Here is a 2,563-nt window from a genome sequence, read left to right on the forward strand (position 1 = left end):
CACAGGTTTAACCTGCAGCGGCAACGCTGCACTCAGAGAATGCGGGAAGCATTCTCTCCAGCAGTGATTTTTTTAAAAGCAAGGCCGCTGTCAGGTTGAAACCGATTGTTAGTGGCCAAAAGTTAGAATCTTCTTGTACATATTAAGTATTGACTGGGTAATATCTTCTCTTACATCAGGGTAATTCATCGGAGCTGGCATAGGAGTTGATAACCAAGAATAAATAGTTGAGTCAATACCACGATGAAGCTTCTTAACTGTTAATGCACCTAGCATTTCAAGAGCAATAGCATTACACTGTTGTTCATATTGATTCTTCATAGGTATTGATAAAATCCGTTTACCAAGATGTAATGCTTCAGCTGGAGTTTCAAAACCAGCGGCTGTAATTACTCCTATTGAACTTGCCATACTAATTGCAAATTCATAATGATTGAATGGTTTTAAAGTTACGTTATTTATTTGTTTATTTTCTTTTATATCGCGGGTAAATAAATGCCATTCAACATCCTTCAGATTATTGAGTATAGGGATCCATTTTTTAAAATGATAAGCGGGGTGGTATACTGTAATATGGTTCATTAATGAAATATCAATATTATAAAATACTGGGTGTATTAATGGGGTAAATATATTGTAGTCATAATTATCAAAATGAATTCCAATATAATCATTACATGGAGAAAAATAAGAAAACAGAAATTCAGCAAATAAATTAGTTTTTTGAGGTCTAGGGGTTTTTTTAGACAGGAATGATGCTTGGTGGCCAACACTTATAGAAGGTATATCGTGTATATATGATGCCCAAGCTGTTACAGGCTCAAAATCACTTATTACTAAATCATAATTTGATATTGGAAAGTCATATATATCATATATGAACTTGAATGGCTTGAGTTTTATTAAGGTGTCAAAAATGTTTATTCCACCATTTTTTCCAAATGTAAATGAAAGACCTGTTGTAGCATAAATTGGCTTTTTAAATAGTGAGGCTTGATAGTTCATACCACTGATCAGGATATCTACATTAGCATATTTAGCAATGATAGGAATCAATGAATTTGCCTTAGAAATATGTCCATTACCAGTACCTTGTACACCATATAAAATTCGCATTATCTAGAGGTTGTATTTTTTATATACAATAAAAGATAAACTTCACTTCAAGCTTATAGTCGATGACATACTCAATGTTCGTAAAAACAAACCAATAAGTGAGATACCACATATAATACCGGATATGGTAGATGAATAAATACAAAAAGTAGTTAGATCAAAACCAATAAAACTTGCTTCTGGATCAACTACTTTGCCATCATATGTAAGCCAAAAAGTAGATATATATATAAATAATAATAGAATAACTAGTATAACACTTGGTGTTCTTAAAGCTTGATTATTACCCATTGCACCCCATGTCATCTCCCAATCAAAACCCTCAGTATTAAGTTTCTTTTCTAATTGAGACAAATAGAAACCTAGTGTGTTAATTCCAACCGTTATAAATGAAAGAAGAATTCCCACTAAAGCCACTAGTGTAGGCAAGAAGCCTATGAGATTTGTCATTTCAAAATTAATGGCATAAACAAGTATAGCTGCAAAAGCTGAAATGGAAGTGATTATTACCCGATTGAAAAATGATTCAAGTGATAATATCTCATTATGTCTAAGTTTGTAAGACTCTAAAATTAAACTTGTCTCATCCAATGAGGATACACTGTTATAAGATGGTAATTCTTTTTTTGAAAGTGATTTTTGTTTCTTACTTGAGCTAATAATGTGACGATCAGAGATTGATCGAATTGGAACGCCGAGATATACTTGATTCTCTATTCCAAGGAAATTTCTAGGAACCAAGGATTGAGCACCAACTACACAGTTGTTAGGTAAGATAGAACCTGGAAAAATGGATGCCGATTGACCTATTGTTACGTTATTTCCAATTATTATTCTTTTTCTTATTAAATAGTTTTTTTGAGCAATATGACCATTTAATTGAGAATCTCCTCCGATTATACAATTGTTTCCAATAGTTGTTAAATCAGGATCATTGATTCTTGTTGTCGTAATTATAGTTCCCTTTCCAATAGTTGCTCCCATTAGTTTATAATAAAAAATTATAAGAGGTGTTCCACGTATAAACTTTAAAAGAAAAAACTCTGAAAGGGAAAGGGTACAAGATAAATAAAAAAAGCTTATATTTTTAGGAGACAAGACATGCGTTCTACCTTCTCTTTTTCCCAAAAAAAAGAGTCTATATATAATTGCTAAAAATATAGGAAAAATGAATATAAATAAAATTGAACTAGCAAATACTAAAAATGATATTGTAAAATAGTAGCCTTTGTATTCTTCGAAAATAATAAGACCTATATTGTAAAGGTATATAGAAAGAGAAAGTGTAGATAAGCCTATTAGTATTATGATTGTAATAATAACTGAGCAAAGAGCATAATATATGATAATTTGTATTTTGTCAATTTCCATATTATAATAATATTATATATCTTGGAATATAAGAAAAGTTAGTTAAGTAACATCAATTATAAGTATTAATGGCCAC

General features: G+C 30.9%; 2 protein-coding genes. Both read right to left on the minus strand.

The window, feature by feature from the left end:
• Positions 1–108: 108 nt before the first annotated feature.
• A complete protein-coding gene (locus QA596_12820; protein MDG5768334.1) occupies positions 109–1,116 on the minus strand; it encodes a glycosyltransferase family protein in 1,008 nt (335 codons plus the stop codon).
• A gap of 42 nt (positions 1,117–1,158) precedes the next feature.
• Positions 1,159–2,487, minus strand: coding sequence for a hypothetical protein (locus tag QA596_12825; GenBank protein MDG5768335.1), 1,329 nt, complete (start codon positions 2,485–2,487; stop codon positions 1,159–1,161).
• Between the last annotated feature and the right edge of the window lie 76 nt (positions 2,488–2,563).

It is taken from the genome of Balneolales bacterium ANBcel1 (genome assembly GCA_029688905.1).
Classification (GTDB): domain Bacteria; phylum Bacteroidota; class Rhodothermia; order Balneolales; family Natronogracilivirgulaceae; genus SLLW01.

Coding starts and splice junctions, on each gene's coding strand:
- QA596_12820 (MDG5768334.1), bottom strand. CDS start 1,116: ATGCGAATTTTATATGGTGTACAAGGTACTGGTAATGGACATATTTCT.
- QA596_12825 (MDG5768335.1), bottom strand. CDS start 2,487: ATGGAAATTGACAAAATACAAATTATCATATATTATGCTCTTTGCTCA.